The 23749-nt window shown below is 67.8% G+C and carries 26 protein-coding genes and 1 tRNA gene; 15 read left to right on the top strand and 12 right to left on the bottom strand.

The window, feature by feature from the left end; translation table 11 throughout:
* Positions 1 to 87: 87 nt before the first annotated feature.
* From nhaA to H0264_RS03125, 3 genes are read left to right on the top strand one after another with little or no spacing between them, the layout of a single operon-like run.
* A complete protein-coding gene (nhaA, locus tag H0264_RS03135; RefSeq protein WP_181582564.1) occupies positions 88 to 1314 on the top strand; it encodes a Na+/H+ antiporter NhaA in 1227 nt (408 codons plus the stop codon).
* A 51-nt stretch (positions 1315 to 1365) separates the two neighbouring features.
* Positions 1366 to 1878, top strand: coding sequence for a phage holin family protein (locus H0264_RS03130; protein WP_181582563.1), 513 nt, complete (start codon positions 1366 to 1368; stop codon positions 1876 to 1878).
* 23 nt (positions 1879 to 1901) lie between these two features.
* Entirely contained in the window at positions 1902 to 2855 is a 954-nt protein-coding gene (locus tag H0264_RS03125; RefSeq protein WP_181582562.1) for an alpha/beta fold hydrolase, read from the top strand.
* A 53-nt stretch (positions 2856 to 2908) separates the two neighbouring features.
* Here the strand turns inward: H0264_RS03125 and H0264_RS03120 are convergent, their stop codons facing one another.
* The 4 genes from H0264_RS03120 to nth all read right to left on the bottom strand — a co-directional run bounded on the left by H0264_RS03120 (position 2909) and on the right by nth (position 6354).
* Positions 2909 to 4102, bottom strand: a complete 1194-nt coding sequence (locus H0264_RS03120) for a MarP family serine protease (protein ID WP_181582561.1) — start codon at positions 4100 to 4102, stop codon at positions 2909 to 2911.
* Positions 4099 to 4815 (bottom strand): NUDIX hydrolase, encoded by a 717-nt coding sequence (locus H0264_RS03115; protein ID WP_181582560.1) that lies wholly within the window; start codon positions 4813 to 4815, stop codon positions 4099 to 4101. Before H0264_RS03115 ends, H0264_RS03120 begins: the two co-directional genes overlap by 4 nt.
* A gap of 100 nt (positions 4816 to 4915) precedes the next feature.
* Positions 4916 to 5593, bottom strand: a complete 678-nt coding sequence (locus H0264_RS03110) for a TlpA family protein disulfide reductase (protein WP_244976094.1) — start codon at positions 5591 to 5593, stop codon at positions 4916 to 4918.
* Positions 5590 to 6354, bottom strand: coding sequence for an endonuclease III (nth, locus tag H0264_RS03105; RefSeq protein ID WP_231087213.1), 765 nt, complete (start codon positions 6352 to 6354; stop codon positions 5590 to 5592). The genes H0264_RS03110 and nth overlap by 4 nt, the downstream gene beginning before the upstream one ends.
* Positions 6355 to 6565: 211 nt before the next feature.
* Here nth and H0264_RS03100 point away from each other — a divergent pair, with 211 nt between their 5' ends.
* The gene (locus H0264_RS03100) at positions 6566 to 6790 is read left to right on the top strand and encodes a hypothetical protein (RefSeq protein WP_181585250.1); all 225 of its coding nucleotides are present in this window, start codon (positions 6566 to 6568) and stop codon (positions 6788 to 6790) included.
* Between the two features lie 276 nt (positions 6791 to 7066).
* Positions 7067 to 7741: a Crp/Fnr family transcriptional regulator gene (locus tag H0264_RS03095; protein ID WP_019044571.1), complete on the top strand. Its 675-nt coding sequence runs from the start codon at positions 7067 to 7069 to the stop codon at positions 7739 to 7741.
* A 121-nt stretch (positions 7742 to 7862) separates the two neighbouring features.
* Here the strand turns inward: H0264_RS03095 and H0264_RS03090 are convergent, their stop codons facing one another.
* Positions 7863 to 8057 (bottom strand): hypothetical protein, encoded by a 195-nt coding sequence (locus H0264_RS03090; RefSeq protein ID WP_181582559.1) that lies wholly within the window; start codon positions 8055 to 8057, stop codon positions 7863 to 7865.
* 193 nt (positions 8058 to 8250) lie between these two features.
* On the opposite strand from H0264_RS03090, the gene H0264_RS03085 reads away from it, so the two are divergent.
* On the top strand, positions 8251 to 8661 hold the full coding sequence (locus tag H0264_RS03085) for a hypothetical protein (RefSeq protein ID WP_181582558.1): 411 nt from the start codon (positions 8251 to 8253) through the stop codon (positions 8659 to 8661).
* On the opposite strand, the gene H0264_RS03080 is transcribed toward H0264_RS03085, so the two are convergent.
* The 3 genes from H0264_RS03080 to H0264_RS03070 all read right to left on the bottom strand — a co-directional run bounded on the left by H0264_RS03080 (position 8658) and on the right by H0264_RS03070 (position 10176).
* Entirely contained in the window at positions 8658 to 9464 is an 807-nt protein-coding gene (locus H0264_RS03080) for an MBL fold metallo-hydrolase (RefSeq protein WP_181582557.1), read from the bottom strand. The two genes, H0264_RS03085 and H0264_RS03080, sit on opposite strands and share 4 nt — an antisense overlap.
* 80 nt (positions 9465 to 9544) lie before the next feature.
* Positions 9545 to 10012, bottom strand: coding sequence for a RidA family protein (locus H0264_RS03075; RefSeq protein WP_181582556.1), 468 nt, complete (start codon positions 10010 to 10012; stop codon positions 9545 to 9547).
* Positions 10012 to 10176 (bottom strand): Sp36 family protein, encoded by a 165-nt coding sequence (locus tag H0264_RS03070; protein WP_122190876.1) that lies wholly within the window; start codon positions 10174 to 10176, stop codon positions 10012 to 10014. The genes H0264_RS03075 and H0264_RS03070 overlap by 1 nt, the downstream gene beginning before the upstream one ends.
* A 148-nt stretch (positions 10177 to 10324) precedes the next feature.
* Here H0264_RS03070 and bagA point away from each other — a divergent pair, with 148 nt between their 5' ends.
* Positions 10325 to 11344, top strand: coding sequence for an ATPase BagA (bagA, locus tag H0264_RS03065; RefSeq protein ID WP_181582555.1), 1020 nt, complete (start codon positions 10325 to 10327; stop codon positions 11342 to 11344).
* A 2-nt stretch (positions 11345 to 11346) separates the two neighbouring features.
* Positions 11347 to 12522 (top strand): ATPase BagB, encoded by a 1176-nt coding sequence (gene bagB, locus H0264_RS03060; protein ID WP_181582554.1) that lies wholly within the window; start codon positions 11347 to 11349, stop codon positions 12520 to 12522.
* A gap of 185 nt (positions 12523 to 12707) precedes the next feature.
* On the opposite strand, the gene H0264_RS03055 is transcribed toward bagB, so the two are convergent.
* Positions 12708 to 13031, bottom strand: a complete 324-nt coding sequence (locus H0264_RS03055) for a WhiB family transcriptional regulator (protein ID WP_181582553.1) — start codon at positions 13029 to 13031, stop codon at positions 12708 to 12710.
* Positions 13032 to 13330: 299 nt separating this feature from the next.
* Here H0264_RS03055 and H0264_RS03050 point away from each other — a divergent pair, with 299 nt between their 5' ends.
* Complete coding sequence (locus H0264_RS03050) at positions 13331 to 15694, top strand: penicillin-binding protein (RefSeq protein WP_181582552.1); 2364 nt, start codon at positions 13331 to 13333, stop codon at positions 15692 to 15694.
* Positions 15695 to 15778: 84 nt separating this feature from the next.
* Here H0264_RS03050 and H0264_RS03045 read toward each other — a convergent pair whose 3' ends face one another.
* The gene (locus H0264_RS03045) at positions 15779 to 16243 is read right to left on the bottom strand and encodes a GatB/YqeY domain-containing protein (RefSeq protein ID WP_181582551.1); all 465 of its coding nucleotides are present in this window, start codon (positions 16241 to 16243) and stop codon (positions 15779 to 15781) included.
* Between the two features lie 177 nt (positions 16244 to 16420).
* On the opposite strand from H0264_RS03045, the gene H0264_RS03040 reads away from it, so the two are divergent.
* From H0264_RS03040 to H0264_RS03025, 4 genes are all read left to right on the top strand, one after another.
* A complete protein-coding gene (locus H0264_RS03040; RefSeq protein ID WP_181582550.1) occupies positions 16421 to 17383 on the top strand; it encodes a metallophosphoesterase in 963 nt (320 codons plus the stop codon).
* 59 nt (positions 17384 to 17442) lie between these two features.
* Positions 17443 to 18507, top strand: coding sequence for a DUF8017 domain-containing protein (locus tag H0264_RS03035; protein ID WP_181582549.1), 1065 nt, complete (start codon positions 17443 to 17445; stop codon positions 18505 to 18507).
* A gap of 56 nt (positions 18508 to 18563) precedes the next feature.
* Positions 18564 to 19673 carry a DUF8017 domain-containing protein gene (locus H0264_RS03030; RefSeq protein WP_181582548.1) on the top strand — a complete coding sequence of 370 codons (1110 nt, stop codon included), beginning with the start codon at positions 18564 to 18566 and terminating at the stop codon, positions 19671 to 19673.
* Between the two features lie 64 nt (positions 19674 to 19737).
* A tRNA-Pro gene (locus tag H0264_RS03025) sits at positions 19738 to 19811 on the top strand.
* A 68-nt stretch (positions 19812 to 19879) separates the two neighbouring features.
* Here H0264_RS03025 and H0264_RS03020 read toward each other — a convergent pair.
* A complete protein-coding gene (locus H0264_RS03020; RefSeq protein ID WP_231083906.1) occupies positions 19880 to 20704 on the bottom strand; it encodes a helix-turn-helix transcriptional regulator in 825 nt (274 codons plus the stop codon).
* A 138-nt stretch (positions 20705 to 20842) separates the two neighbouring features.
* On the opposite strand from H0264_RS03020, the gene H0264_RS03015 reads away from it, so the two are divergent.
* Positions 20843 to 21451: a YbhB/YbcL family Raf kinase inhibitor-like protein gene (locus H0264_RS03015; protein ID WP_181582546.1), complete on the top strand. Its 609-nt coding sequence runs from the start codon at positions 20843 to 20845 to the stop codon at positions 21449 to 21451.
* Between the two features lie 98 nt (positions 21452 to 21549).
* Positions 21550 to 21948 carry a hypothetical protein gene (locus H0264_RS03010; RefSeq protein WP_181582545.1) on the top strand — a complete coding sequence of 133 codons (399 nt, stop codon included), beginning with the start codon at positions 21550 to 21552 and terminating at the stop codon, positions 21946 to 21948.
* A gap of 74 nt (positions 21949 to 22022) precedes the next feature.
* Here the strand turns inward: H0264_RS03010 and H0264_RS03005 are convergent, their stop codons facing one another.
* Positions 22023 to 23627 carry a succinic semialdehyde dehydrogenase gene (locus H0264_RS03005; protein WP_181582544.1) on the bottom strand — a complete coding sequence of 535 codons (1605 nt, stop codon included), beginning with the start codon at positions 23625 to 23627 and terminating at the stop codon, positions 22023 to 22025.
* Between the last annotated feature and the right edge of the window lie 122 nt (positions 23628 to 23749).

Here is a 23749-nt window from a genome sequence, read left to right as displayed (position 1 = left end):
GTCTGGTCGGCATGCGGCATGTGCCCGCCCTTCCTGGAGTGGTAGCGCACGCCGCTGTTCTGTCGAACCGGCTGAAAGGTGCACCTCGTGTTTTCTCAGGTCCGCTCCGAGCTATCTCGCTATCTACGGACCGAAACCTTCGGTGGCGCACTGCTTCTCATCGCCGCCGCCGGAGCCCTCATCTGGGTGAATTCGCCGTGGGGCGCGTCCTACACGACCATGGTCGACACCAAGCTGGCGATTCCGGCGCTGCATCTGGATCTCACCCTGGCGGATTGGACCAAGGACGGTCTGCTCGCCATCTTCTTCTTCGTCGCCGGGCTCGAACTCAAACGCGAGCTTGTGGTCGGCGAGCTGGCCGATCGCAAACGCGCCGCACTGCCGATCATCGCCGCGGCCGGTGGGGTGCTGCTGCCGGCCTTGATCGCGGTCGGCGTCGGCTGGGGCGTCGACGGCATGGATCGCGGCTGGGCCATTCCGGTCGCCACCGATATCGCGTTCGCGCTCGCTGTGCTGGCCATGACCGGCTCCCGCATTCCGGCCGGCGCCCGCGTGTTCCTGCTGAGCCTGGCGGTGGTCGACGATCTGATCGCCATCATCCTGATCGCGGTGCTGTTCACCACCACGGTGAAATTCCTGTGGCTGCTGATCGCCATCCTGTGCTTCGCGGGCTGGGCGGGCGCGCAGAAACTGCGCTGGAGCAATCCGATCGTCTACGTGCCGCTCGCCCTGGTGTCCTGGTATGCCTTGCACGAGGCCGGAATTCACGCGACCCTCGCGGGCGTCATATTGGGCTTGCTCACCCGGGTGCGTCCCGACCCGGACGAGGACGAGCACTGCGTGCCCGCAGCGAATCTCGAGCATTTCTTCCAGCCCATCTCGGCGGTCGTCTGCGTTCCGCTGTTCGCGCTGTTCGCATCCGGTGTGCCCTTGAATTCGGAGGTGTTCTCCGAGCTGTTCGTGAACCGCCTGTCACTGGCCATCATTCTGGGCCTGCTGGTCGGCAAAACCCTGGGCATCTTCGGATTCAGCTGGCTCGCAGTGCGTGTCGGGCTGGCCGAGAAACCCTCGGATCTCGGTTACCGGGACATGTTCGCCCTGTCGGTACTAGGCGCGATCGGCTTCACCGTTAGCCTTCTTGTGGCAGAACTCGCACTGGCGGACGTCGGCGACGGCTCCGCGGTCGAACTCGCGAAGGCAGCAGTGTTGCTGACGTCATTGGCGGCTTCCCTGGCAGGTTCGGCGCTACTGTTGCGTCGTGGCCGTGCCCACCAGGCACGACGTGACGAGCGGGCACTGCAGGGACAAGAGTGACCGAGCCGGGCACACCGGGACGAGTCGAAGAGACGGAGAAGGGTCGAGCAATTGAGCTACACAGGCGGTAACGGGCAGGACGGGCGCCGCACCCGCACCATCACCTCGATTCCGTTGTCCGATGTCGACACTCACGAGTCGGCGACCATCGGCACGCTGGTGCGCGACGCGACCGAGCAGATGTCGACGCTGGTGCGCGCCGAGGTGGCGCTGGCCAAGGCCGAGGTGACAGGTGAGATCAAGAAGGGGCTGCAGGGCAGCGTCTTCTTCATCGCGGCGCTGACGGTGCTGCTGTTCAGTTCGTTCTTCTTTTTCTTCTTCCTGGCCGAGCTGCTGGACGTGTGGGTGTACCGCTGGCTGGCGTTCCTCATCGTGTTCCTGCTGATGATCGTCACCGTGGCGGTGTTCGGCCTGCTGGGCTATCTGAAGGTCCGCAAACTGCGGGCGCCGGAGAAGACCATCGAATCGCTGAAGGAAGCGAAGACGCTGATTCCCAGCGGGTTCAGCGGCCACGGCGACAGCTCCGCACACGCCACGATCGAGCTCGACAAGTCTCGGAGCTAGCTCTTCGATTACGCTTCCTCGGCGTGTCGTCGAATTCGCTGCCGGATCCGTCCGCCGTCCGCTACGACGGACCGTGGACCCATCGGGACGTGCATGCCAACGGCATTCGCTTCCATGTGGTCGAAGCCATGCCCGCCGGCGGCACGGTCTTCACGGATCCGGATACGCCGCTGGTCGTGCTGCTGCACGGCTTCGGCGACTTCTGGTGGTCGTGGCGGCATCAGCTGACCGCCCTGGCCGAGCGCGGATTCCGGGCCGTGGCAGTGGATCTGCGCGGCTACGGCGACACCGACAAGCCGCCGCGCGGCTACGACGGCTGGACGCTCGCCGGTGATGTGGCGGGCCTGATCCGCGCGCTCGGGCACACCGAGGCCACGCTGGTCGGCCACGCCGAGGGCGGGCTGGTGTGCTGGGCCACCGCGGTGCTGCAACCGCGGGTGGTGAAGGCCATCGCGGTGGTGAGCTCACCGCATCCGGCGGCGCTCAAGCAGTCGGTGCTGCGGGACGGGAAGCAGCGCAAGACCTGGCTGCCGAACTTCCTGCGCTACCAGCTGCCGCGGTACCCGGAGAATCTACTCACCAAAGACGGTGGGGCGGAGCTGGAACGGCTCATGCGCAAGCGGGCCGGGGCCCGGTGGGCGGCCACCCCCGACTTCGCCGACACCGTCGAGCGGGTGCGCACCGCCATCCGGATTCCGGGCGCGGCGCACTGTGCGCTGGAGTATCAGCGCTGGGCCTTCCGCAGCCAATGGCGGCCCGACGGTGCGCGTTTCATGGAGACCATGCGGGAACCCATCCAGATCCCGGTGCTGGCGCTGTACGGCGATCAGGACCACTACGTGCTGGCGAGCAGCATCCGGCGCGGGCAGGAACTGTCACCCAACCGGCATCTGGTGGCGATCCCGGACGCGGGTCACTATGCGCACCAGGAGAATCCGCAAGCCGTCACCGCGGAGATCGCGAAACTACTGGCCTGAGAAACGAGTGCGGCCCCCACATCGTGGGGGCCGCACCGGTTTTCACCGGACACTCAGCTCAGTACGCAGCTGCCGGTCTCTACCGGGGCCGAAACATTCGGCGCCGCATTCACTTCCGGGCGCACCTCGTCCAATGTCAGCACGTAGCCGGTGTCGTCGTCGGTGACGGCGGCGCCGAACACCACGCCCAGCACCCGCCCGTCGGTGTCGACCAGCGGTCCGCCCGAGTTGCCCGCGCGCACGGTGCCGCGCAGCGTGTAGACCTCACGCTCCACATTGTCGTCGCGATAGATATTGGGGCCCTTGAGTTCCAGCGTCTCGCGCACGCGGGCCGCGCTGGCCGTGTACCGGCCGCCGCCCGGGTAGCCGAGCACGATGGAGCTGGTGCCCGGTTCCGCGGGTTCCGGGGCCAGCGGCACGGTCGGCACGTCCAGTCCGGGCACGGCGAGGATCGCCACATCCTTGGACGGGTCGAACAGCACCACGGTGGCCGGCAGCGATCCGCCCGCGATGTCCACCGCGACACTGGTCGTTCCGGCGACCACGTGGGCGTTGGTCATGACGCGCTCGGGCGCCACCACGAAGCCCGAACCCTCCAGCTGCCGTTGGCAACTGGGCGCGACGCCGCGGATGCGCAGCACGCTGTGCTGCAGCGAGCGCACCACCGGCAGGTCCAGCACGCCGCCGTCCGGCGGATCCACCGCGGCGATCTGCACGCGCCCGAACGGGCCGATGACGTCCGGCAGCCCGGAGGTGTTGAGCAGGTTGGAGAATTCGTTGGGCACCTTGCGCAGCCAGTTCGGCGCCACATGGTCCACATTGATGAGGACCTGCGAATTCTTCACCGCCCCGGCGATTCCCGGCTGCGAGGAGTTGGTCAGCGGCAGCGCCAGCAGCCAGGCGGTGGCCAGCACCGCGACCGCCTGCAGGCCCGCGCCGACCACGCTGTCCACGCTGCGCGTGAACGGGTCGCGCATGCCGCTGCGCGCGGCGCGCCCGAGCACCATGCCCGCGACCTCGCCGACGATCACCAGCGCCACGATGAGCAGCACGCCCACCAGGACCCGGCTGCGGCCCTCGCTCAGGTGCTGCAGGATGTGCGGCGCGATGAGAATGCCCGCCACCGCCCCGAGTAGCACGCCCAGGAAGGCGAGCGCCGAGGCGACCGCGCCCTGCCGCCACCCGGAGGTGGCCGCCAGCAGGGCGAGGAGCACGATTCCGATGTCGAGCCAGCCCGAGGCAGTCATAACGTCATCCCAACCGCGGCCAGTGAGGCCTGCAGATCACGCACATCGTGATGGTCCCATTCCAGTTCCCAGCCGGACACGGCGAGCAGTCCGGCCAATACACCCGCGGTGAAGCCCCACACCAGCATGCCGTCCGCCGCGAAGGCCGGACCCATGTATCCGAGGGGATGCCGCACCACGAACCGATTCGCGGGGTCGATGAGCTCCGACAGCGGCACCCGCACCACGCGCGCCGCCTCGGTCTCACTCACCACGCCGACTTCGCCGGGCGTGCGCCAGTAGGCGACGACCGGGGTCACCTCGAACCGCGAGGGCGGCACGAAGATCTTGGGCAGCACCGAGATCGGCTCCACGCCGGCCGGGTCGAGACCGGTCTCCTCCTCGGCCTCGCGCAGCGCGGTGCCGATCGGGCCGTCGTCGCCGGGTTCGACGCCGCCGCCGGGAAACGCGACCTGCCCGCTGTGCGTGCGCAGGGTCGCGGCGCGCTGGGTGAGCAGCACATCGGCGTCGTCGGGCAGTCCGCCCAGGGCGTTCGGGTCCGCGTCCGGCGATCCGCCGAACAACACCAGCACCGATGCCTCACGCGGCTTGGAGATCGCCGAGGCGACTCGCCGCAGCACCGGATTGATGCCGGTCGGGTCGGCCGGTTCGTGCTCGGCCACCGCCCGTAGCCACTCCGGAACGCTGCCGTTGCCGGAAATCTCGCTTCTCATACCCACACACCTGCTAACGCCACAACGCCACCGATCGCTACACCCCGACCACGGGAAAACACGGTGCCCGGCACGGTGATTCGTGCCGCACCGCTCGGGCTCATGCCTTGACCCCGAGCTCGGAGGACACGGTGTCGGCAATGTCCTGGACGCTGTCGAAGGCGCGCACCTCGACCTTCACGACGGTGCCGTCGGCGCGCACGAGGATCGAGACGGGCAGCACCTGCGGGGCCCGAACGGCCTTGCGCACCTTGATATCCGGGTCGGCCACACCGGGCAGGTGGATGCCGAGGCCGGTCAGGCGGGACAGGCCCTTGGCGGTGGCCGGGTCGCTGTGCACGGTCAGCACCGTGACCGCGTCACCCACCTGCTCCGAATACTGTTGCAGCAGAGGCAGTTCCTCCGCGCACGGGCCGCACCAGTAGGCCCACAGGTTGATCAGGGCCGGTTTTCCGGCCAGAGCCGCGGCGAGGTCGACGGGAGCGCCGTTCGCGAGACATTCGAGCGTGATGCCGCGCAGCGGGCTTTCGGCGCTGACGGGCGCGCCGGTCGGCTGCGGGCAGGCGGCCAGGGCCGCGGCGGCGCGATCGGCGGCCGACACCGCCGCGACGGCCGGAGTCGTCGATGCACCCTTCGCCTTCTCGGTGTCCTTCCCGCCCACGCTCGCCCACACCACGATGGCGACCGCGACCGCGACGACCACCGCCGCCACCGCCCAGCGCCACCAGGTATTGCCGCCCGGCGCCGGAGCCCCGGTCTGCTCGAGCGTGGGTGTCACAGGCCCACCAGTTCGAGCAGATGCTCGGTCTCCGGGCCTTTGATCAGAGCGGCGGCCTGGGCCGGATCGGTGGGACCGGTCCCGTAGGACGGGCAGTCCTTGGCGAGGATGCAGGCGCCGCACGCGGGCTTGCGGGCATGACACACGCGGCGCCCGTGGAAGATCACCCGGTGCGACAGCATCGTCCACTCTTTGCGTTCGATGAGGTCGCCGACGATGTGCTCGACCTTCACGGGGTCCTCCTCGTCGGTCCACTTCCAGCGGCGCACGAGCCGGCCGAAGTGGGTGTCGACGGTGATGCCGGGGACGCCGAAGGCATTGCCGAGGATGACATTGGCGGTCTTGCGTCCGATGCCGGGCAGCTGCACCAGCTTGTCGAGCTTGTTCGGCAGCACGCCGTCGTACTGTTCGACCAGTGCCTGTCCGAGGCCGATGAGCGAGTTCGCCTTGTTGCGGTAGAAGCCGGTGGGCCGGATCATCTCCTCGAGTTCGGTCCGGTTGGCTTCGGCGTAGTCGCGGGCGGTCGGATACTTCGCGAACAGCGCCGGTGTGGTCATGTTCACACGCACATCCGTGCATTGCGCGGAAAGTATTGTGGCAACAGCCAATTCGAGCGGATTCGTGAAATCGAGCTCGCAGTGCGCATCCGGGAAGGCGAGGGCCAGTTCGCGGTTCATGCGGCGGGCGCGGCGCACCAATCCGGTCGGCGTCTCCTTGGCGCGCTTGTTCGCTTTGCGCGGCCGCGCGAGTGTGGCTTCCACCGGCGCGGATTCGCTCGCGGCGGGCGTATCGTCGTTCACGGACGGCACCGCGGGGACGCCTGTTCCGGCCCCGTTCGCGGCCGCGCTGGTTTTGGTGACACGCACGCGTCCACCTTACGGAACCAGCCGGTCCCGACAACCGGGCTGAGCGGACGCCGTGTTCCATCTGAGACCTTCTCCGTGTTTACTCACCCCTATGCAAGGACTCGCTGTGGTGCTGTTTCCGATAGCGCTGATGCTGTTCGCATTGGTGATGGAACGTGTCGAGAACCGGCTGCGCAAGCTGCTCGAACCCGACCCCGAAGTCCAGCAGTACCTCGATCGAGCCACGAATGCCGAGGTCAGTGACCTCACCAAGCTGGGTGTTCCCGCTGCCGCGGCGCGGGCGCGCCGCCGGGCTCCGGCCAAGGGCGTCGAAGTCGCCCAGGCCAGCTGAGCCGCCTGATCTTCTCCTCGCCCACCCTGGTCCGAACCGGGGTGGGCGCTTCCGGTCTCGGGGCCGGTCTCCCGAATGCTGCGGCGGCGTGTCGTCTGCCTAAGATTTGCGTGTCGCGAAATCGCTTCTGCGTGTCGTGTAATGCGGTTTAGCGTGTCGCAGAAGCGCCGTCCGCGTGGTGTCTATCACTACCCGGTGGTATTGCAAAGTAGACTGCACTGTCGGCCGAGTTCGCTTCGGTCCAGTACAGAGCCATTTCCCATAAGGAGCACATTCGTGGACGAGGCCCTCGCCAGAGCAGGCATCTTCCAAGGCGTAGAGCCCACCGCGGTGGCGGCTCTCGCCAAACAGCTGCAGCCCGTGGACTTTCCGCGCGGGCACGTGATCTTCAACGAGGGCGAGCCGGGCGACCGGCTGTACATCATCACCTCCGGCAAGGTGAAGATCGGCCGCCGTTCCCCGGACGGCCGTGAGAACCTGCTGACGATCATGGGTCCGTCGGACATGTTCGGCGAGCTGTCGATCTTCGACCCGGGTCCGCGCACCTCGACGGCCACCACCGTCACCGAGGTCCGCGCGGTCACCATGGATCGGGACGCGCTGAAGGCGTGGATCGACCAGCGGCCGGAGATCGCCGAGCAGCTGTTGCGGGTGCTTGCCCGCCGCCTGCGCCGCACCAACAACAACCTCGCGGATCTCATCTTCACCGACGTCCCGGGTCGTGTCGCCAAGGCGCTGCTGCAGCTCGCACAGCGTTTCGGCACCCAGGAGGCCGGGGCACTGCGCGTGACCCACGACCTCACCCAGGAAGAGATCGCCCAGCTGGTCGGCGCCTCCCGCGAAACCGTGAACAAGGCCCTGGCCGACTTCGCGCACCGCGGCTGGCTGCGGCTCGAGGGCAAGAGCGTGCTGATCTCGGACTCCGAGCGGCTCGCCCGCCGCGCCCGCTAAGGGTCAGGCAAACTTCAGACTCGTCGGGGCCGGGTCGTCACATCAGGTGACGACCCGGCCCCGATGCGCGTTCGCCAGAGGTAATGGCGGTACTCCGCCTCGGATGCGCCCCGGCCGGACGCTACTCCCGGCCCAGTTCGGCCCGGAGCTGGGCAATGACTGCGGTTTGATCAGCGATGACCGCTTTCAGATCTGTGTTCTCATCAACCACGCGCGATAGTTCTTGTTCCATCAAGTCGACGAAGGCATCCATCTCGTCCTTGTCGTAGCTCTTTCGCCGACTCGGCTCATTCTCCCCGGGATCACCATCGAGCATCTGCTGATGCTACCCAGCCGGCCGGAACCGCTTATCCACATCGGCGTAGACCACGGCCACAATCCGCAGGGCCTTCGCTTCGGGCCGAAAATACCTTCGAGAATCTCTGAAGATACGTCGAGCATGCGAAAACGACTCCGACCTATGGGCAAGAACCCCACCCGGGGTTGCACAAGACGCGAGGAGTCGAGAAATGAACATCATCAAGAGCATCGGTGCCGTCGTCGCCGGATTCGCCGTCACCGCCATCACCTCATCTGCCGTCGACGCAGTGCTGGAATCGAGCCGATACCTGCCCAGCGGGCACATCTACGCCGCGACGCCGGTGGTCCTGAGCGTCATCCTCTATCGCACGATTCTCGATGTGCTGGGCGGATACGTCGCCGCACGGCTGGCCCCGGCGCATCCGATGCGGCACGCCCTGACCCTGGGCGGGCTGGGCACTGTCGGCGCGGTGGCCGCGGCCGTGGCCACCTGGAACATGGAGATCGGACCGCACTGGTACGCACTGAGCGTGGCCGCGGTGGGCCTGCCCGCCGCCTGGCTGGGTGGCAAGCTGTTCACCCGCGGGCGGACCGGGGTTCCGGTCGCCATCCCGGCCTAACCGTGCGAACGGATATACGCCAGTTGGGCTTTCACCGAACTGTGGGCAGCCGGCCAGAGCCGCTTGTCCACATCGGCGTAGACGGCGGCGACGATCTGCAGGGCCTTCGCATTGGGGCCGAGCTTCTCGAGTGCGTCACGCACCTGCTGGAGGCGTTCTTCCCGGTGCTTGATGTAGTAGCCGATGACCGGCTCGGCGTCGGCGTGGTCGGGGCCGTGGGCGGGCAGCAGGGTGCGGCCCGGGGCGGCCTCGGCGAGACGGTTCAGCGAGGTCAGATAGTCGGCGAGGGCATTGTCGCGGGATTCGAGAACGGTTGTGCCGCTGCCCAGGACGGTGTCGCCGGTGAGGAGGGCGCTTTCTCCGTCCGGGCCGTCGAGCAGGAAACTGACCGAATCGGTGGTGTGGCCGGGGGTGGCCAGGACCGTGATCCGCAGTCCGGCGGCCTCGATGATCTCGCCGTCGGCCAGCGGCGCGTCGGAGCGGTGCAGGTATTTCGGATCGAAGGAGCGGACCGGGGTGCCGGTGGCCTTGACCAGGTGGCCGATGCCGCCGGTGTGGTCGTGATGGTGATGGGTGATGAGCGTGAGCGCGACGTTCCCGCCGTGTTCGCGGACGAGTGCCTCGGTGTGCTTGCGGTCCTTGGGACCCGGATCGACCACGATGTAGTCGTCGCTGCCGGGGGCGCGCAGCAGCCAGGTGTTGGTGCCCTGCAACGTCATTCCGCCGGGATTGTCGGCGAGCACGACGGCGGCCGAGGGGGTGACCTGGCGCGGTTGTTCGTACGCGGGGTGGGTGAGCGTCATGTTTCTCGTCCTAATGCAGCACGCGCGGTGAGTCCAGGGTTGGACTCACCGCGCTTTCCACTGTGCGCCAAGCGTTGTCGTCAGCGCACTTCCGCGATGAGTTCGACCTCGACGGGAGTGTTCTTGGGCAGTTCGTTGACGCCGACGGCGGAGCGCGCGTGCACGCCCGCGTCGCCGAAGACCTCGCCGAGGAATTCGGAGGCGCCATTGATGACCAGCGGCTGGTCGTTGAAACCCGGTGCGGAGGCGACGAATCCGACGACCTTCACGATGCGCACCACATTGTCGAGCCCGACCAGGTCGTGCACGGCGGCCAGCGCGTTGAGCGCGCACAGCTTGGCGCCCTCGGCGGCCTGTTCGGTGGAGATCTCGGCGCCGACCTTGCCGGTCATGGACAGCTGCCCGTTCACGATCGGCAGCTGACCCGAGGTGTAGACCAGATTGCCGGTCCGCACGGCCGGGATGTAGGCGGCGACAGGTGCTGCGACGCCGGGCAATTCGAGGCCCAGCTTGGCCAGGTTCTCGGCCCAGGCGGTGGCGGCGGCCATCAGTTCTTGGCCCGCTTCAGGTAGGCGACGTGCTGTTCGCCGGTCGGTCCGGGCAGCACGGTGACGAGCTCCCAGCCGTCGGCGCCCCACTGGTCGAGAATGGCCTTGGTGGCGTGCGTCAGCAGCGGCACGGTCGCGTATTCCCACACGGTCACATCACTCATGGGGTGAGCGTACTTCGTGGCCTGGACGCCACCTACGTCACGGCGGCCCGGAAAGGAAGCATCAGTGGTGTATCAGACAGTTGTTTTCGCCCTCTGGGCAAGAATTCAGAACGAGTTATAGGCTCCGATTGTGGGAGTACCGATAGCAGTGCCCGTTTCGGTTGAGCCGGGGGTCGAAGCAGGGTGGCCGGAGCGAGCGGACAAGGCCCGCTTGCACTATGTATCCGGAAAAGGTGGGACCGGGAAGTCCACGGTCGCGGCGGCGCTCGCGCTCGCCTTGGCGGCAGGGGGCCGTCGCGTATTGCTGGTGGAGGTGGAGGGCAGGCAGTCGATAGCGCAGCTGTTCGATCTGCCGCCGTTGCCGCCCACCGAGACTCGCATCGCCACCGCGGAGGGCGGCGGCGAGGTGCTGGCGCTGGCACTGGATGTGGAACATGCCTTCCTGGAATACCTGGACATGTTCTACAACCTGGGCTTCGCCGGGCGCGCCATGCGCCGGGTGGGCGCCATCGAGTTCGTGACCACGATCGCGCCGGGTCTGCGGGATGTCATCCTCACCGGCAAGATCAAGGAATGCGCGGTGCGCACCGACAAGTCCGGTAAACCGGCCTACGACGAGATCGTCATCGACGCGCCGCCGACCGGTCGCATCGCCAGCTTCCTGGACGTCACCCAGGCCATGGCCGAGATCGCGGGCGGCGGGCCGATCGCCGCGCAGGCCGAAGGGGTTTCGAAGCTGCTGCATTCCGAGCAGACCATGATCCACCTGGTCACGCTGCTGGAGGCGCTGCCGGTGCAGGAAACCGCGGACGCGGTCGCCGAACTCACCGCCAACGACCTGAACATCGGCACGGTCATCGTGAACCGGGCCAGCGAGGGCTTCCTGCCGCGCGCCGTGCGCGAGCAGGCCGCACAGGGCAACTTCGACGAGGACGCGCTGCGCGCCGGACTGGCCGAGGCCGGAATCACGGTGTCGGAGCAGGACTTCCAGGGCCTGGTGGCCGAGGCCGTGGAGCATTCGGCCCGGTTGGAGGCGCAGGACGAGAACGCCGCCGACCTGGCGCAGGTGGACATCTCGCGGCTGTACCTGCCGTCGCTCACCGACGGGATGGATCTGGGCGGGCTCTACGAGCTGGCCGAACATTTGAGCGCCCAGGGGGTTCGCTAGTCATGGTCGTTCCGGCAAACGCTGTCCCCCTGGACATTACGAAGATCCTCGCCGATCCGTCCTCGCGCATCGTGGTGTGCTGCGGTTCCGGCGGCGTGGGCAAGACCACGACCGCCGCGGCCGTCGCGGTGCGCGCGGCCGAACAGGGCCGTCGGGTCGTGGTGCTGACCATCGACCCGGCGCGGCGGCTGGCGCAGTCGCTCGGGGTGAGCGACCTGGGCAATGTGCCGCAGAAGGTCGAGCTCGGCCCCGGCACCAAGGGCGAGCTGTACGCCATGATGCTGAACATGCGCCGCACCTTCGACGAGATGGTGCTCGAGCACACCAGCCCGGAGAAGGCGGAGCAGATCTTCGCCAATCCGATCTATCAGACGGTGGCGTCCTCCTTCGGCGGCACGCAGGAATACATGGCGATGGAGAAGCTGGGTCAGCTGGCCTCCAAGCGCGAATGGGACCTGATCGTCGTCGACACGCCGCCGTCGCGGAACGCGCTGGACTTCCTGGACGCGCCCAAGCGGCTCGGAAACTTCCTGAACGGCAAGATGATCCGCGTGATCATGGCGCCGGGTCGCGGGGTCGGCAAGTTCGTGGCCGGCGCCATGAGCCTGGCGCTGCGCGGCGTGTCCACCATCGTGGGCGGGCAGCTGCTCAAGGACGCGTCGGTGTTCCTGCAGTCGCTGGAATCCATGTTCGGCGGTTTCCAGGATCGTGCGGATCGCACCTACGCCATGCTGTCGCGGCCGGGCACGCACTTCATCGTGGTGGCCGCGGCCGAACCGGACGCGCTGCGCGAGGCGTCGTTCTTCGTGGACCGGCTCTCGCACGATCGCATGCCGCTGGCCGGGCTGGTGCTCAATCGCACGCACCCGGTGTTGAGTTCGCTGTCGGCCGAGCAGGCGCAGGTTGCGGCGGACCGTCTAGCCCCGGCGACAGCGACCAATGGCGAATCGGCCGAATCGGACACGCCGGCCGCGCTGGCCGCCGCCGTGCTCCGCATCCACGCCCACCGGGCCGCCACCGCCAAGCGGGAACAGCATCTGCTGCATCGCTTCACGGGTGCGCATCCGAGCGTGCCGATCGCGGCGGTCACCGCATTGCCGTTCGAGGTCGCGGACCTCGAGGCGCTGCGGGCCGTGGCCGACCAGCTCGCGGAGACGGGTACGGCCGCGTCGGCCTGATCGTCTTGCCGCCCCGTCATTCCGGCGTGCTTTTGGCCGGAATCCACTGCGCGAGGGATGGATCCCGGCCAAAAGCATGCCGGGATGACGAGGGTTGGACGTTCTGCCCGGTTTTGTCCCGGAAACGGACCGAGCCCGCTTTCGCGGGCTCGGTCCGTTCTGCTTTCAGGGTTACGGTTTCGGAATTACATCGCAATCTTCTGCGTACGCTGGGCGCGGAAGAAATCCGCCCAGGACGTCACCTCCGGGTGCTGCTTGAGCAGCGCTCTCCGCTGCCGCTCGGTCATGCCGCCCCACACTCCGAACTCGACTCGATTGTCCAGGGCATCCGCCCCGCACTCCATCAGGACCGGGCAGTGCCGGCAGATGGTTGCCGCCTTGCGCTGAGCAGCGCCGCGCACGAACAGCTGGTCGGGATCCACTTCCTTACAACGGGCCTGGGAAACCCAGGCGATTCTCGCTTCGGCCTGCTCCACGTCCAATCGAGCGATCGGGGTAGTCATGTGCATTTGGTGTGCCCCTTTGCAGTCCGAACACCGGGTCACGGCGCTCCAGAATCGCGTACAGCGCGCAGCTACCCAACCCCGCTGCGTTCTGCACCACATTCCACTTTGAGTGTTAGCTCTATCACACTGGGTTCTCAATCTAGGTAACGGTGAGCCCCCTGCGCAAGACCGTCCCGAGATTTTCTGGTACGTCCGTCCATGCATTTGCAACATGAAACCGGGCAGTCGGTGCTATACGGGATGAACTGACACCCGACACGCGCGGACACCGAGTGTCCGAAAGGCCAATTAGGCTAGGGCTCGTGCCGATCACACGAACGCTCGCGAGACTGGCCGGCAGCTGCGTCTTGGCCGCCGTCCTGCTCGCCGGGTTGCTGTTCCCACTCGCCGGCGGTTTCGGATATATGTCCAACCGTGCGGCCGACGCCGTCGACAATGTCTCCGCCGAACTGGTGGAAGGCACCGTCCCGGCGGTGTCGACCATGGTCGATGTGAACGGTACGCCGTTCGCGTGGCTGTACGAGCAGCGCCGATTCGAAGTCCCCTCCAACAAGATCGCCAACGATATGAAGCTGGCGATCGTCTCCATCGAGGACCGGCGCTTCGCCGAGCACGCCGGTGTGGACTGGCAGGGCACCTTCCGCGCCTTCCTCACCAACACCTCGGGCGGCGAAGTCTCCCAGGGTGGTTCGACGCTGGACCAGCAGTACGTGAAGAACTACCTGCTGCTGGTGGTCGCCAAGACCGACGCCGAGCGCCGCGCCGCCATCGAGACCACGCCCGCCCGCAAGATCCGTGAGATCCGCATGGCGCTGACGCTGGACAAGCAGCTCACCAAGGACGAGATCCTCACCCGGTATCTGAACCTGGTGCCGTTCGGCAACAGCTCCTACGGCATCCAGGACGCCGCGCAGACCTACTTCGGCATCGACGCCAAGGATCTGAACGTCGTGCAGTCCGCCATGCTCGCGGGCATGGTGCAGTCCAGCTCCAAGCTGAACCCCTACACCAACCCGCAGGGCGTGATGGAGCGGCGGAACACCGTGCTGGACACGATGATCCAGAACATCCCCAGCCGCGCCGACGAATTCCGCAAGGCCAAAACCGAACCGCTGGGCGTACTGGCCGAGCCGAAGGGCCTGCCGCGCGGGTGCATCGCGGCCAACGACCGCGGATTCTTCTGCGACTACGCGCTGCAGTACCTGGCCAACGCGGGGATCAGCCGGGATCAGATCAACAAGGGCGGGTACCTGATTCGCACCACGCTGGATCCGGCGGTGCAGGACTCGGTGAAGGCGGCGGTCGTCGCCAATGCCGATCCGAATCTGGACGACATCGCCTCGGTCATGAACATCGTGGCGCCGGGGCAGGATTCGCATCCGGTGCTCGCCATGGCCTCCAGCCGCGCCTACGGGCTCGACGCGAACGCGCATCAAACCGTGCAGCCGCAGCCGTATTCGCTGGTCGGCGATGGTGCGGGGTCGGTGTTCAAGATCTTCACCACGGCCGCGGCCATGGAGAAGGGGCTGGGCATCAATGCCTCGCTGGACGTGCCCTCGTTCTTCGCGGCCAAGGGCATGGGTAACTCCGGCACGCCGGGCTGCCCGGCCGAGACGTACTGCGTGAAGAACGCCGGTGCGTACCGCTCGCCCATGTCGGTCACCGACGCATTGGCGACATCGCCGAACACGGCCTTCGTCAAGCTGATTCAGGCCGTGGGCGTCACGCCGACCGTCGACATGGCGGTGCGGCTGGGCATGCGGTCCTACACGCAGGCCGGCACCTCCGGGCACGGCAACCAGAGCCTGGCCGACATGATCAAGGACCAGAACCTCGGCTCGTTCACGCTCGGACCGGTCGCGGTGAACCCGCTGGAACTGTCCAATGTGGCCGCCACCATCGCCTCCGGCGGCAAGTGGTGCCCGCCCACCCCGATCAAGGAGGTCGTGGATCGCGGCGGCAAGACCGTGCCGCTCACCCAGCAGGCCTGCGAGCAGGTGGTCGAGCCGGGGCTGGCGAACACCCTCGCGCACGCCATGAGCAAGGACGACACCAGCGGTACCGCGGCCGCGGCCGCGCAGTCGGTGGGCTGGAACGTGCCGCTGTCGGCCAAGACCGGAACCACCGAAAGCCACCGGTCCTCGGCCTTCCTGGCGTTCACCAACTCCTTCGCGGGCGCCGCCTACATCTACGGCGACAGCCCGACGCCCGGCGAGATCTGCTCGTTCCCGCTGCGGAACTGCGGCAGCGGCAACCTCTTCGGCGGTAACGAGCCGGCGCGCTCCTGGCTGGGCGCCATGAAGAACGTGCTCGGCAACTTCCCGCCGTCCGCCCTGCCGCCCATCGACGACAAGTACGTGCGCGGCGCCAACAACTCCCAGATCCCGGATGTGGTCGGCCAGTCGCAGGGCCAGGCGACCTCGACCCTGGTCGCCGCCGGATTCCAGGTGTCGGTGGCCTCGGCCCCGGGCTCGAACAAGGGCACGGTGCTGAGCATGTCGCCCGACGGTTCCGCGATCCCCGGATCGGTGATCACCATCTACGTCAGCGACGGCACCCAGGTGGCGGCTCCACCCTCGAATCCGGCTCCGGCGCCGGGCATTCCGGGCCTGCCCAACCTGCCCAGCCTCCCGCCGATCCCCATTCCGATCCCGATCCCGCGGTAGCCGGGGCCCCATAGCTGAAAGCGCCCGGAGTGCTGTCGCACTCCGGGCGCTTTCGTATCCGCTGCCCTGCCGGGCGGCTTCGCGTCAGAGGCGCGCCTTGACGGCGGCGGAGACGCGGGACCCGTCGGCGCGGCCCGCGGCCAGGGCGGTGGCGATCTTCATGACCTGGCCCATCTGCTTCATGCCGGGGCGCTCGCCGAGCTGTTCGGCGACGTCGGCGATGGCGGTGTCGGCGATATCGGCGACCTCGGCGTCGGTGAGGGGGGTCGGCAGGTACTCCTCGATGATCGACTCCTCGGCGCGCTCGTTGGCGGCGAGTTCGCCGCGCCCGGCCTGCTCGTAGACGACGGCGGCCTCGTTGCGCTTCTTCGCCTCCTTGGACAGCACGGCGATGACCTCGGCGTCGGTGAGTTCCTTCGCCTGCGTTCCGGCGACCTCCGCGGTCTGGACGGCGGCCAGCAGCATGCGCACGGTGTTGAGGCGCAGCGCGTCCTTGGCCTTCATCGCGGCGGTGAGATCGGCACGCAGCTTCTCTTTGAGTTCCGACATGCGGCTCACGGTACCCCGCACCCCCAGCGGTCCCGCACGTTCTTTTTCGCGGGTGTCGGACCGCGCGGTTGACCAGGTGGGTTCGGGGACGAAGCCCCTGAGAGGCCCCCGAGAGTTGGGTGGTGACGCACAGCATTTGACTCGATGTTTCTCAGCCCGGTCGCCTATTCTGGGCAAATGCCCGTTATCTCGACCTCTGCCATGCGCCGCACCGCCCTGGGAGCCGCCGGGGCCGCGGTCGCCGGAATCGGTTACGCGACGCTCGTCGAACGCAATGCCTTCGTGCTGCGGGAGGCGACGCTACCGGTGCTCGAGCACGGGAAACCCTCGTTGCGGGTGCTGCACATCAGCGACCTGCACATGATGCCCGGACAGCAGCTGAAGCAGGCGTGGTTGCGGGAGCTGGATCGGCTGGAGCCGGATCTGGTGGTGAATACGGGCGACAATCTGTCGCATCAGAAGTCGGTGCCCTCGGTGGTGCAGGCCCTCGGCGGACTGCTGGCGCGGCCCGGTATTTTCGTTTTCGGCTCGAACGACTATTTCGCGCCGGTGCCGAAGAATCCGCTGAAGTACTTCAAGAAGGATCACAAGCGCGTCTTCGGTGATCCGCTGCCGTGGCAGGACATGCGGGCGGCGTTCACCGAGCGCGGCTGGCTGGATCTGACGCATGTGCGCCGCGATATCGAGGTCGCCGGGGTGCGCATCTCGACCGCCGGCGTGGATGACCCGCATCTGCAGCGGGATCGCTACGACACCGTGGCGGGCGCCCCGAATCCGCTGGCGGACTTGAGCATCGGGCTCACGCATTCGCCGGAGCCGCGGGTGCTGGACCGGTTCGCGGCCGACGGGTACGACCTGGTGATGGCCGGGCACACGCACGGCGGGCAGCTGTGTGTGCCTGGATTCGGTGCGCTGGTGACCAATTGCGGGATCGATCGCGCGCGGGTGAAGGGCGCCTCGAAGTGGGGCGCGCACACGCAGCTGCATGTTTCCGCCGGCCTGGGCACCTCGCCGTGGGCGCCGTACCGGTTCTGCTGCCGTCCGGAGGCGACGCTGCTGACGCTGGTGGGCGCACCGCCGAAGAAGCCGGCGTCGGGTTCGGACCGGGGGCGCACCGCTTCGGAGGCCGTCGCGCGTTAAGCCTTCGGCGTGTACGGCGATATACAACACGGTGTGTAGTCGTCAGGTAGGGGACAACCGTGACCAGTGGGAACGATCGCAACGATGATCCGGCCCGGCAGGGGCAGGAGCCGAACTGGTGGCAGGGTGCGCCCGCGCAGGAATCGCCGTGGCAGCCGGGACCGCAGGGGCAGTCGGGTTACGGTGTGCCGCAGGGGGATCAGACCTGGCAGTTCGGCTACGCGCCGCCGAATCCGACCGCACAGTTCACGGGCGGGCAGTACGGCACGGGGGCCGGGTACCCGGGGCAGGCGCCGCAGGGCGCGCCCTATCAAACTGGTCCATATCAAGCCCCGGGAGCGCCGTACGGCGGTCCGCCCGCGCAGCCTCCGGGCGGCGGCAAGCGCACGGGATGGGTGTTCGCGGGGATCGGCGTGCTGGTGCTGGCAATCGTCGGCGCGGTGGTCACCGTCGTCCTGGTGAACGGCGGCTCGGATTCGTCCTCGGCCCAATCGAATACGACGCCGTCGCTGATCAGCGCCCTCACCACGACGCCCTCCGGGACACGCACCACGACCGCGCCGCGCACCACCGCGCCCAGGACGAGCGCGCCGGGCGCGGTGATTCCCGGCTATCAGGTGGTGTCCATGCCGGAACTCGGTGCGGCCTATGACGTTCCGCAGGATTGGACCATCGACACCACCGGCATCAGTGCGTTCGATTCCGGGCTGGATCGGATTCCGGTGGTCGGGCTCGCGCAGGAGGGCGTGGGCTACTGCACGAATTACACACGCACCACGGCATTTCTGAGCCAGTCGGCCGAGACCGATCCGGCGCGGGCGGCCGCGGATATCGGGGTGCGGATGGGCCGGATCGGCTGGCCCTCCACAACCGGGTCGACGCCGGGCAACGCGGAGCCGTTCGAATCCGCGGACGGCACGCTGTCGGGTGTGTTCATGGAGATCAAGGGCAGCGCACCCGCTCCGACGAGCGGCTGTGCCTCCACGTACACGATCTACACCTTCGCCTTTCCGGGTGAGGGCGGGGCGTTCGTGCTGACCATCGGCGCGGACACGGGGGTGGACAAGGCGGTGGATCGCGCACTGGCGCAACAGATTCTCGCCTCCATTCGGGCGACGGCGTAGGAGCTGCCCGGATACAACCGAAGTGACAACTGAAACGTCCGACAGGGGGTCCGACGGTGACCGGTGGATCAGATGACCGGAACAACGATCCGGAGCGCGGCGACGCGAATCCCGATTGGTGGCAGGGCATGCCGCCGCCGGGTTCCCCGTGGGAGTCGCATCCGCAGCATCCGGTGCAGCCGAATCCCGCGCCGGGCGGGCAGTATCCGCAGCAGGGGCCGAGCCCCTTCCAGAGCGGGCCGCAGCCACAGGGGACCACCCCGTTCCAGAGTGGCGCGAATCCCTTTCGGAGCGGACCGAATCCGTATCCGACCGGACCGCTGCCGCAGGCGGGCCGGCACCCCTATCAGACCGGTCAGAATCCCTCGCAGAGCGGCCAGCCGCCCTACGGTGGCACTCCGGCCTATGGCGGGTACGGTCAGCCGCCCAGCGACGAACGTAGGAAGCTGTGGCTGTACTCCGGGATCGGCGCGCTCGTGATCGCGATCGTGGCGGTTGTCGCGACTGTCGTTGTGATGACCGATGATTCCGGTGGGGGCGGCGGGCAGGCGAGCGGCACCAGCACCGTGTCGTCGACCACCACGAGCCGGACCACCTCGCGCACCACCACGCCGAACTCCACGACCCGGACATCCACCCCGGCCGCGGTGATTCCCGGCTATCAGGTGGTGGCGCCCTCCGATATCGACTCGGCCTGGGATGTGCCCGCGGACTGGACGCTCGACACCTCCACCACGACCCTGGGCGCCGGCGCGGACGAGCTCTCCGTCACCGGCCTGGCGCAGGAGGGCATCGGCTACTGCCCCGACTTCGTGCGCACCACCATGTTCCTGACCGTCTCCACGGAGGCCGACGCCGCCGCGGCCGCCACCGAAGCCGGTGCGCGCATGGCCCGAACCGGCTACCAGAACGCCACCGTGCAGGCGAGCAGCCCCGAACCCTTCGCCAACTCCGACAAGTCCCTCAACGGCGTCTACGTCGAAACCTCCGGCACCTACCCCCCACCCGCCGCGAACTGCGCCTCCGCCTACACCGTCTACACCTTCGCGGTGAGCGGCGGCAGCTCCGGTTCCCTGGTCCTCACCCTCGCCGCCGACACCGGCGTGGACCGCGCCGTAGGCCGCGACCTGGCCCGCCGAATCCTCGCCACATTCCGCTTCATTTAACCCTCTGACCAGCCGATTTATCATCTGACCACACCCTGCGCTAAGCTACTGCAGGTTCACTTCACGGGGTGTGGCGCAGCTTGGTAGCGCGCTTCGTTCGGGACGAAGAGGTCGCAGGTTCAAATCCTGTCACCCCGACGTGTTGGTTGAGACACAGTAGAAGGCCCTGACTTCGGTCAGGGCCTTCCTCGTTTTCCGGACATGGTTCACCCGGTCGCGTTTTCCCCGGTGACGAGGGTGCGCAGGGCGGTTTCGGTGGCCGCGTCGGCGGGGGTGAGGATCACCAGGCTGTGCGTCGTGACGCCGGGCGGGACGAGGGTGTCGTAGCAGACGGTGAGGATTCCGGCCTGCGCGTGGCGGATGCGTTTGACGCCGTGCGGGCGCTCCCCCACCGCGTGGTCGTTCCACAGGGTCGCGAATTCCTGGCTCTCCCGGCGTAATTCGGCGATGACCTCGAGCAGGCGGGCGTCTCCGGGATGCTGGGCGAGCTCGGTGCGCAAGGCGCCCACTTCTTCTCGTGCGATGCGCTCCCAATCCAGTTGGCCTGTCTTGGTTTCCGGATCGAGGAAGACGAGATGCGCGGTGTTGACACCTGATCCGAAGGTGTCGCCGAAGACGGCGGTGGCCGCGGCGTTCGCGGCGAGGACATCGTGGCGGAAGTCCATGGCGTAGGCGGGCAGCAGGGGCATGCCGTCGAGGATGCGGCGGGTGGAGGCGGGCAGTTCCTGCGCCGGGTGGTGGCGGGGCGGTTGCGCGCCCCGCGCGATGAGGTGCAGGTGGGCGCGTTCGGCATCGGAGAGCCGCAGGGCGGCGCTGATGGCGTCCAGGACGGCGGCGCCGGGCGTGCCGACGCGGCCCTGTTCGAGGCGGATGTACCAGTCGATGCTGACGGCGGCGAGTTGCGCGACCTCTTGGCGGCGCAGGCCGGGAGTGCGGCGCACGCCCGTCACGGGCAGTCCGGCGGCTTCCGGTGTCAGCCGTTCCCGCATCGCGCGCAGGAACGCACCCAGTTCGATCGCCGTACCGTCCACGCCCTCATCCTCCCGATGCCGCATAATCCCCGGTGCACCGGGTGGTATCCGGGATACCAGGTTCCGCACAGCCTTCCGCGCCGTTCCACATTTCAGGATTCTTGTCTCGTCATCTGAAACGTACAGAGGAGTCCCGTCATGCATCGCCCCGCACGCATCCTGTTCGCCGCCGCCGCTGTCGCCGCGCTGATTCCGGTCGCCGCCTGCGGCAAGACGGCCGAGTCAGCCCCGGCTCCCGCCAGGGACACCGTCGAGGTCCGCGCCGTGATCCCAGCGAACGCCGCGACATTCACCGTCACCACCCCGGATGCCCAGTCCGGCACCGCCTTTCCCGCCGACAGTTACGCGGGCGCGTTCGGCTGCACCGCCGCAAACCGCGCCCCGCACCTGACCTGGTCGGGCGCACCCGCGACAGCGAAAAGCTTCGCGGTCACCATGTTCGATCCGGACGCGCCCACCGGCAGCGGCTTCTGGCACTGGATGAACTGGGACATCCCCTCCACCGCAACCGATTTCACCACCGGCGCGGCGTCGGTGTCCGGCACCAACGACGCCGGCATCACCGGCTACCTGGGCCCCTGCCCACCCACCGGCGACCGTCCCCACAACTACCGAATCACCGTGCTGGCCTTGGACGTTCCCACTCTGGGCCTGCCCGCCACCACCTCCCCCGCCGTGGCCTCGTTCACCATGGGCAGCCACATCGTCGGCGCCGCACACCTGACCCTGACCGCCCAGCGCCCCTGATCCGACATAGGGCGTTCGCCTGATAACCCCGCACCGTTCCCGCCCCTACTCTCGAACACCGGGTCCCATCCGAATCGAAAGCCGAAGGAGCTCTACGCATGTCCGTGCGCACCGCCGCCACCCTGCTGCTGGCCACCGCCGCCCTCGCACTCTCCGATCCGGCCCTGGCCGCAGCCGATCCCACGGTCGAGGTGGTCCCCGGCCGCGCCCGCATCAAGGTCACCGTCGCCGGCACCGAATACCCCGCCGACCGCTGCCTCGTGGACCCCGACGCCGACGGCAACACCCAGAGCATCCCCATGAACGCCTCCGGCACCCTCGTAGTCGAAAACGTAGCCCCCGGCTCCCGCCGCGTCCTGGTCTGGTGCCCCCAGGGCGGCACCATCTTCCAGGGCAATGTCGATGTGCAACAACCGAATCCCGCCCTCGACATGCAGGACCGCGCCTTCGCCGCCGGGGGCAGCAGCGACCGGGTCAGCGATCCGGCCCTGCGCTGAGCATTCGCGAGTCTGCCGGGAACGGCAGTGGCCCCGATCGGTTGATCGGGGCCACTGGGGTTTTCGGTGTGGGGTCAGCCGAGGTGGAGGCGGCGCATGAGGCGCAGGGTGACCAGGGTGGACTTGAGCTGCTTTTCGTAGGGCATGCCGGAGCGGGCGGCGAGGATCTGCTTCTTCTGGACGCCGACGTTGATGGTGTCGGTGTACTTGAGGATGCCCGCCGCGCCGTGGCGGGTGCCTACGCCGGACTGCTTCACGCCGCCGGAGGGGGTGCCTTTGGCGGCGTAGGTGGTGACGAAGCCGTCGTTGATGTTGATGGCGCCGGATTCGATCTTGGAGGCGAGTTTGACTGCGCGGTCGATGTTTCCGGTCCAGATGGCGGCGTTGAGGCCGTAGGTGGTGGCGTTGGCGAGGCGGACGGCCTCGTCTTCGTCCCGGAACTTGTAGATGGTGACGACGGGGCCGAAGGTCTCCATGGTGGCGTGGGCCATGTCGGGGGTGACGTCGGTCAGGACGGTGGGCTCGTAGAAGGCGGGGCCGAGGTCGGGGCGGGGCTTGCCGCCGGTGAGCACCTTTGCGCCCTTTTCACGGGCCTCGTCCACGTGGGAGGCGACCCGGTTCATGTGGTCCACCGAGACGAGGGAACCCATTTCGGGCCCAAAGTCGTAGGTGGCGCCGGCCTTCTTGCCCAATTCCTCTGCGGCGGCGACGAATCGGCGGACGAAGTCGTCGTAGATCTTCTCCTGGACGTAGATGCGTTCGATGTGCATGCACGCCTGGCCGGTGTTGCCGAAGACGGCGAAGCTGGCCGAGGGGATGGCCTCGTCGAGGTTGGCGTCCTCGAGGACGATGAGGGGGTTCTTGCCGCCGAGTTCGAGGCTGCAGCCGATGAGGTTGCGGCCGGCCTGTTCGCCGATGAGGCGGCCGGTGGCGGTGGAGCCGGTGAACATGACGAAGTCGACATTGTCGAGGAGGGTGGGGCCGACGTCGGGGCCGCCGCCGCAGACGACCTGCACCAGGCCGCGGGGCAGGCCGGCCTTGTGCAGCAGTTCGATGCCGTACAGGGTGCACAGCGCGGTCTTGTTGTCCGGCTTCATGACGACGCCGTTGCCCGCCATGAGGGCGGGGGTGGAGTCGGACATGGAGATGGCGAAGGGGAAGTTCCACGGCGCGATGACCGCGACCACGCCCTTGGGGCGGTGCTCCTCGGTGGAGCTGGTGATGATCGGCATGGGGCCGCTGCGCTTCTTGGGCTTGAGCGTCTTGGCGGCCGTCTTGAGGTAGTGCGCGATGACCATCGGGGTGTCGCAGGCCTCTTCGATGGCCATGCGGCGGGATTTGCCGCAGCCGATCTGGATGAGGTCGGCGATGGTCTCGATCTCGGAGAGGATGAGCTCGTGCGCGCGTTCGAAGACGGCGAGGCGCTGCTCGATCGGGCGGGCGGCCCATTCCTTCTGTGCCGCACGGGAAATGGCGACGGCGGTCTCGACGTCCTGGGGTGAGGACTGGGGCAGGTGGCCGACGACGTCGCCGGTGTAGACCTCGATCATTTCGAAGGGTTCGCGGGTTTCGCCCGCCTTGCCCGCGGTCACCATGGCGGTGAGCCGGTTGATCAGGGACTCCGTTACGCGCGGGGGTAGCTTGGCCCGCGAGCCGCTCTGCGTACTCGTGTTGCTCATGAGGACCTCTCCATACTTGCCGCCCGTGACGGCGGTCACCATGATCCAAACTAGAACACGTTATTGTTCTGTACAACGGTGCGGGGTACTTTCGTCCCGAATCACCAGATTGGCCTAGACGA

This window comes from Nocardia huaxiensis, assembly GCF_013744875.1.
Lineage (GTDB): Bacteria > Actinomycetota > Actinomycetes > Mycobacteriales > Mycobacteriaceae > Nocardia > Nocardia huaxiensis.
The sequence above is the reverse complement of the archived record's forward strand: the minus strand, read 5'-3'. Positions and strand labels throughout refer to the sequence as shown.

What these genes read in the sequence shown, in the direction of transcription:
- H0264_RS03115 (WP_181582560.1), bottom strand. Translation starts at nt 4,815, where the DNA reads ATGAGAAGCGAGATTTCCGGCAACGGCAGCGTTCCGGAGTGGCTACGG.
- H0264_RS03040 (WP_181582550.1), top strand. Translation starts at nt 16,421, where the DNA reads ATGCCCGTTATCTCGACCTCTGCCATGCGCCGCACCGCCCTGGGAGCC.
- H0264_RS03010 (WP_181582545.1), top strand. Translation starts at nt 21,550, where the DNA reads ATGTCCGTGCGCACCGCCGCCACCCTGCTGCTGGCCACCGCCGCCCTC.
- H0264_RS03005 (WP_181582544.1), bottom strand. Translation starts at nt 23,627, where the DNA reads ATGAGCAACACGAGTACGCAGAGCGGCTCGCGGGCCAAGCTACCCCCG.
- H0264_RS03070 (WP_122190876.1), bottom strand. Translation starts at nt 10,176, where the DNA reads ATGAGTGATGTGACCGTGTGGGAATACGCGACCGTGCCGCTGCTGACG.
- H0264_RS03055 (WP_181582553.1), bottom strand. Translation starts at nt 13,031, where the DNA reads ATGCACATGACTACCCCGATCGCTCGATTGGACGTGGAGCAGGCCGAA.
- bagB (WP_181582554.1), top strand. Translation starts at nt 11,347, where the DNA reads ATGGTCGTTCCGGCAAACGCTGTCCCCCTGGACATTACGAAGATCCTC.
- H0264_RS03080 (WP_181582557.1), bottom strand. Translation starts at nt 9,464, where the DNA reads ATGACGCTCACCCACCCCGCGTACGAACAACCGCGCCAGGTCACCCCC.
- H0264_RS03015 (WP_181582546.1), top strand. Translation starts at nt 20,843, where the DNA reads ATGCATCGCCCCGCACGCATCCTGTTCGCCGCCGCCGCTGTCGCCGCG.
- H0264_RS03085 (WP_181582558.1), top strand. Translation starts at nt 8,251, where the DNA reads ATGAACATCATCAAGAGCATCGGTGCCGTCGTCGCCGGATTCGCCGTC.
- H0264_RS03120 (WP_181582561.1), bottom strand. Translation starts at nt 4,102, where the DNA reads ATGACTGCCTCGGGCTGGCTCGACATCGGAATCGTGCTCCTCGCCCTG.
- H0264_RS03090 (WP_181582559.1), bottom strand. Translation starts at nt 8,057, where the DNA reads ATGCTCGATGGTGATCCCGGGGAGAATGAGCCGAGTCGGCGAAAGAGC.
- H0264_RS03075 (WP_181582556.1), bottom strand. Translation starts at nt 10,012, where the DNA reads ATGGCCGCCGCCACCGCCTGGGCCGAGAACCTGGCCAAGCTGGGCCTC.
- H0264_RS03045 (WP_181582551.1), bottom strand. Translation starts at nt 16,243, where the DNA reads ATGTCGGAACTCAAAGAGAAGCTGCGTGCCGATCTCACCGCCGCGATG.